Annotated in this window: 2 protein-coding genes and 1 pseudogene; 2 read left to right on the top strand and 1 reads right to left on the bottom strand. The window is 74.0% G+C overall.

What is annotated here, in order from left to right; genetic code table 11:
- Positions 1-170, top strand: a pseudogene (locus tag LO771_RS29845) (2-oxoacid:ferredoxin oxidoreductase subunit beta); the annotation flags it as partial.
- Positions 171-329: 159 nt separating this feature from the next.
- Here the strand turns inward: LO771_RS29845 and LO771_RS29850 are convergent.
- Positions 330-3,305, bottom strand: coding sequence for a glycoside hydrolase family 48 protein (locus tag LO771_RS29850; RefSeq protein ID WP_230748265.1), 2,976 nt, complete (start codon positions 3,303-3,305; stop codon positions 330-332).
- A gap of 344 nt (positions 3,306-3,649) precedes the next feature.
- Between LO771_RS29850 and rarD the strand changes: the two genes are divergently transcribed.
- Positions 3,650-4,810, top strand: coding sequence for an EamA family transporter RarD (rarD, locus tag LO771_RS29855; RefSeq protein WP_230748267.1), 1,161 nt, complete (start codon positions 3,650-3,652; stop codon positions 4,808-4,810).
- The last annotated feature ends 202 nt before the right edge of the window (positions 4,811-5,012 follow it).

Here is a 5,012-nt window from a genome sequence, read left to right on the forward strand (position 1 = left end):
TCACCGACCCCGACACCCTGCACCACACCCCGATCGGCGTGCTGCGCGCCGTCGACCGCCCGGTCTACGACACCCTCATGGCCGAACAGCTCACCGCCGCCACCACCGCCCGCGGACAGGGCGACCTCGCCGCCCTCCTCGCCGGCCCCGACACCTGGACGGTCGGCTGACCCGCACCCGCACCCGCACCCGGGACGGCAGGCGGGCGCGGGGCGCGGCCGGACTCCTCCGGCCGCGCCCCGCGCCCTCTCCCGGGTGGGGGTCTCAGGGGGACGTCACCCCGCGCGGGTCACCTGGCGGCCCCGGGGGAGCCGGGGGCCGCGTGCGCCTCACTCGCCGAACAGCTCGCCGTACGCGGCGAGCGCCGTCGCGATGTCGGCCTGCGCCCAGAACCGGTGGTAGGTGAAGACCGGGGCGGCGCCGCCGTCCAGGTAGTTCTGCACCTTCGACCACTGCGGGTCGTTCCGGTACCAGGAGCGGATGGACAGGAAGGTGGCGTTCGCGTCGACCACGTCGCCGTTCGGCATCCTCCCGGTCCAGCCCGGCGGGACGTAGACGCCGTCGTGGTTGGTGTTCGCGGTGCTGTACTTCTGGGTGACGCGGCTGTAGTCGGCCCGGGTCTCGGGGACGGCCACGCCGATGGGGTCGGAGTAGTGGGTCCACATGCCGTCGAGCAGGGCCTTGGCGGTGGACTTCGCCGCGGCGTCGCCGGACCTGGCGGCGTAGTAGGCGAGCAGCTTGGCGTAGGAGCCGGTCACGCCCACGTCGTCGGTGTAGTCGAGGACGGTGACGTGCAGGCCCGCGTTGGTGCCGGGGGCCGCCGGGTTCCAGGTGTCGGGGGCGCCGGTCCACCTGAGGGTGGACGGGATCCGGTACGTGCCGTCGGGGTTGACCGTGGTCCGGGACAGCGCCCAGGCGACCCACTTGTCGAGGACGGCCTTGGCCTTGGCGTCGCCCGTCGCGTAGTAGTACTCGGCCACCCGCTCCAGCGACCAGGCCTGGAAGCCGAACCACTGGTTGCTGTCCGGGTCGTGGTAGACCGGCGCCGGGTCGTAGGCCATGCCGTAGAAGGTGGGGGTGCCGGCCGGCGGGGTGCCGTAGGCGCCGCCCCAGCTGTTGGTGGCGCCGCCCGCGATGCCGCCCTCGGCGGACTGCAGCCAGGTGTAGAACTCCAGCTGCCGCTGGAGGGACTTGGTCCAGTCGGCCTTGCCGGTGGCCGACTTCGGGGCCATGGCGGCGTCGGTGGTCAGCGCGTAGGCGGCCATCGGGTTCTGGTAGCCCTGGTGGGCGGTGCTGTCGCCGATCCGCCAGGCCCACCCGGCGCTCGGGTCGGCGGCGCCGCCCCAGGCGTAGTACCAGGAGAGCAGGTAGTGCTCGCTGTCCTTGCCGGTGCCGGCGGGGCAGGCGGTGGGGCTGGTGCAGTTGCCGATCTTCTTGAAGTACTTGTCGAAGAAGGAGTACCGCAGGTAGTCGCCCATCTTGCCGGCCTTGGCGACGGTGGCGGCGACGTCCGCGCCCTTGCCCTGGGCCTTGGCCCAGACGTCGGCCCAGTAGGCGGCCTGGACGGCGCGGGCGTCGGCGTCGGGGGCGTCGGTGTACTTCCACTGCTTGGCGTAGCTCGCGTCCTTGGTGAACAGGTCGAGGTAGCCGTTCTTCCCGCCGTAGGCGAAGTTGTCGCAGGAGGGCTGGGGGACGGTCTCGAAGACCGACTCCTGCGGGCCGCGCTGGTAGGAGTTGATGTAGGACGGGCCCTTGGCGGTCGGGCCCTGCTCGCAGCCGCCGCCCGGGGTGACGCCGTAGCCGTAGGTGTTGTCGACGTCCTGCAGCCAGTGCATGCCGTAGACGTCGTCGGTGCCGTAGGCGGACTTCAGCTCGGCGGCGATGGGGTCCTGGCCGGAGGCGACCGACTGGTCGAGCTGGGAGGGGTACTGGTCCGGCAGGTCGTGCTCGGGGGCGTAGGTGGCGGGCCTGCCCGCGTTGTAGAAGCTGTTCGTGGGCTGGTCGGCGTGGGTGGGGATCATGTACTTCTCCATGGTCGCCCACGCCGCGTTGAACTTCGTCCAGTCGCCGGTGACCCGGCCGTACTGCGCCTGGAGCCAGATCAGGTAGCTGTACGCCTCGGAGGTGGTCTCGTGCCCCTGGTCGGGCGCCTCGATGATCAGGGTCTCCACCGAGTGGTAGGGGATGCCCTCGGGGGAGAAGTAGCCGTTCGCCGGGTTGGTGATCCTGTCGTACATCTCCAGGAACCGGGAGGTGTACGTGCCCGAGCCGGACGCCTTGAGCTCGGTGACGGTCACGGCGGCGTCGGAGTACCCGGCGGCCTTGGCGGTGAAGGTGGCGGCGCCGGTGGAGGAGGCGTCGGCGGTCACCGTCACGGTCTGGGCGGTCGACCAGTTCGCCGGCGTGAAGGTGAGGGAGGCGCCGCCGGTGACGGCCAGCCCGGTGTTGCCGGAGGTGCGGGACACGGTGGCGGTGACGTCCGCGGCGGGCTTCCCGGAGAGCTTCAGCTGGAAGGTCGCGGTCCTCCCCTGCTGCACCGAGAGGCTGTCGGGCACCGCGACCAGGGCGGGACCGGCGGCGACGTGCACGCCGACCGGCGCCGACTCGCTGCTCGCACCGGTGGAGTCGTAGGCCTTCGCGTAGACGGAGTAGTCGCCGGCCGGGACGTTCGTCCAGTCGAAGGCGAACGGCGCGGCGGTGTCGGTGCCCAGCAGGGTGGTGTCGCTGTAGAACTCGACCCTGCTCACGGTCGCCCCGTCGGCGGCGCTCGCGGTGGCGGCCAGCGGGACGGTGCCGCCCGCGCTCCAGGTGCCGCCGGCGGCGGGTGAGGTCAGGGCGACGGTGGGGGCGGCGTGGGCGCCGTTGCACGGGGTGCCGTTGAGCGTGAAGGAGGTCGGCTTGGCGTTGGTGCCGCTGTAGGCGAAGTTCGCGCCGATGGTGGTGGAGCCGTCGGCGGGGACGGCGGCGTTGTAGCCGGCGTCCTTGACCGTGACGGCCTTGCCGCTCTGCGACCAGACGCCGCTCCAGCCCTGCTGGAGCGTCTGGTTGCCGCCGTAGGCGTAGCCGAGGGTCCAGCCGTTGACGGCGTCGGTGCCGCGGTTGGTGATCGTCAGGGTGGCGGTGAAGCCGGTGCCCCAGTCGTTGGTGGTGTAGTCGACGCTGCACTGCAGGCCCGCCGCGGCGGCGGGGGCCGCCGCGCCGGCGGTGGCGGTCAGTCCGGCGAGGACCAGGGCGAGCCCGGTGCCGGAGGCGGTGAGCAGGCGGCCTCTGCGGGGCCGTGGGCGGTGCTGGGTGATCGCGGGCATGGCGGTGCGGACTCCTCGGGTGGGGGGAGCGGCAGGGCACGGGCACGGCGCCGCAGCCCGGGGGCGGGCGGGGGCGCGGGATCGCGATACGCGAGCGGAAGGGGCCGCGGCGGGGCCGGAGCGCAGGGCTGCGCCATGGGGGGCCACCGACGTGGGAGCGCTCCCAAGCATCGAGCCGCGGCACACCCGTGTCAAGGGTGCCGCCGTCCCGCCGCCCCGGGCGCCCCCGTTCGCGCCCGATCGAGCCGTGTCAGGACCGACATGCGGATACGCCCGTGACGGACCTGCCGGCGGCCCGGTACTGTCCCCCGGGGACACGTGACGAGGCTGAGGAGCAAGCCGCGATGCAGGAGGAGCACGCCGGGATCCGACCCGGCGTGAATGAGCGCGTGGGGTTCTGGTACGGCGTCGCCGCGTACGGCATGTGGGGCCTCTTCCCGCTGTACTGGCCGCTGCTGGGGCCCAGCTCCCCGGCCGAGATCCTGGCCCACCGCATGGTCTGGTCGCTGGTCGCCGTGACCGCCCTGCTGCTGGCCACCCGCCGTCGCGGCTGGGTCCGGCCGCTGCTGCGCCAGCCCCGCAGGCTCGCCCTGTGCGCCTGCGCCGCCGCCGCCGTCTCGGTCAACTGGGGCGTCTACATCTGGGGCGTCAACAGCGGGCACGTGGTGGAGACCAGCCTCGGCTACTTCATCAACCCGCTGGTCACCATCGCCTTCGGCGTGCTGCTGCTTCACGAGCGGCTGCGCCCGGTCCAGTGGGCCGCCGTCGGCACCGGCTCCGCCGCGGTGGCGGTGCTCACCGCCGGGTACGGGCGGCTGCCCTGGATCGCGCTGGTCCTCGCCCTCTCCTTCGCCGTCTACGGGCTGCTGAAGAAGAAGATCGGGCTGGGCGGGCCGGAGAGCCTCGCCGTCGAGACCGCCTTCCAGTTCTGGCCGGCCCTCGGCTACGTCGTCTTCCTCGCCCTCACCGGCCAGGGGACCTTCGGCCGCACCGGCGCCGGATACGGATGGGGGCACTCCGGCCTGCTGGTGCTCTCGGGGCTGGTCACCGCCCTGCCGCTGCTCTGCTTCGGCGTCGCCGCGCTGCGGGTGCCGCTCACCGTGCTGGGGCTGCTCCAGTACCTCGCGCCCGTCTTCCAGTTCCTGCTGGGGCTCGCGGTCTTCCACGAGGACATGCCGCCGGCCCGCTGGGCGGGCTTCTCCCTCGTGTGGGCGGCCCTCGCCCTGCTGACTTGGGACGCCGCACGCCAGGCGCGCCGCAACCGGGCCCGGCTGCGGGAGACCGCCGCGGCGGACGCCGACGCGGGGGCCGAGGGCGGCACGGCCGGGGACGCGACCGGTGGCGCGGCCGGGGATGCAGTCGGTGACACGGTCGGTGACATGGCCGGGAACGCAGCCGGTGACACGGTCGGGAACGCAGCCGGTGACACGGCCGGTGACATGGCCGAGGATGCAGCCGGTGACACGGCCGAGGGTGTGGCCGTGGACGCCGCCGTGCGCGGCTGACCGGGCCCGCCCGGCGGGGACGGCGCCCTGTGGACGGGGTCCGCCGGGGCCGCGCGTGACGCGCGGCCCCGGCGGACCCCGGTGCCGTCCGGCCCGCCACCACGGAGGGGGTCCGGGCGGCCCGGCCCGGCGGGCGGTCCCCGCAGGCGGCGGGCGGCCGGGCGGCGGCCGCCCGCGCCGGCGGGGAGGGGGCCCCCAGGCG

This window comes from Streptacidiphilus sp. ASG 303 (genome assembly GCF_020991365.1).
In the GTDB taxonomy this organism is placed as follows: Bacteria; Actinomycetota; Actinomycetes; order Streptomycetales; family Streptomycetaceae; genus Peterkaempfera.

What these genes read in the sequence shown, in the direction of transcription:
- LO771_RS29850 (WP_230748265.1), bottom strand. Translation starts at nt 3,305, where the DNA reads ATGCCCGCGATCACCCAGCACCGCCCACGGCCCCGCAGAGGCCGCCTG.
- rarD (WP_230748267.1), top strand. Translation starts at nt 3,650, where the DNA reads ATGCAGGAGGAGCACGCCGGGATCCGACCCGGCGTGAATGAGCGCGTG.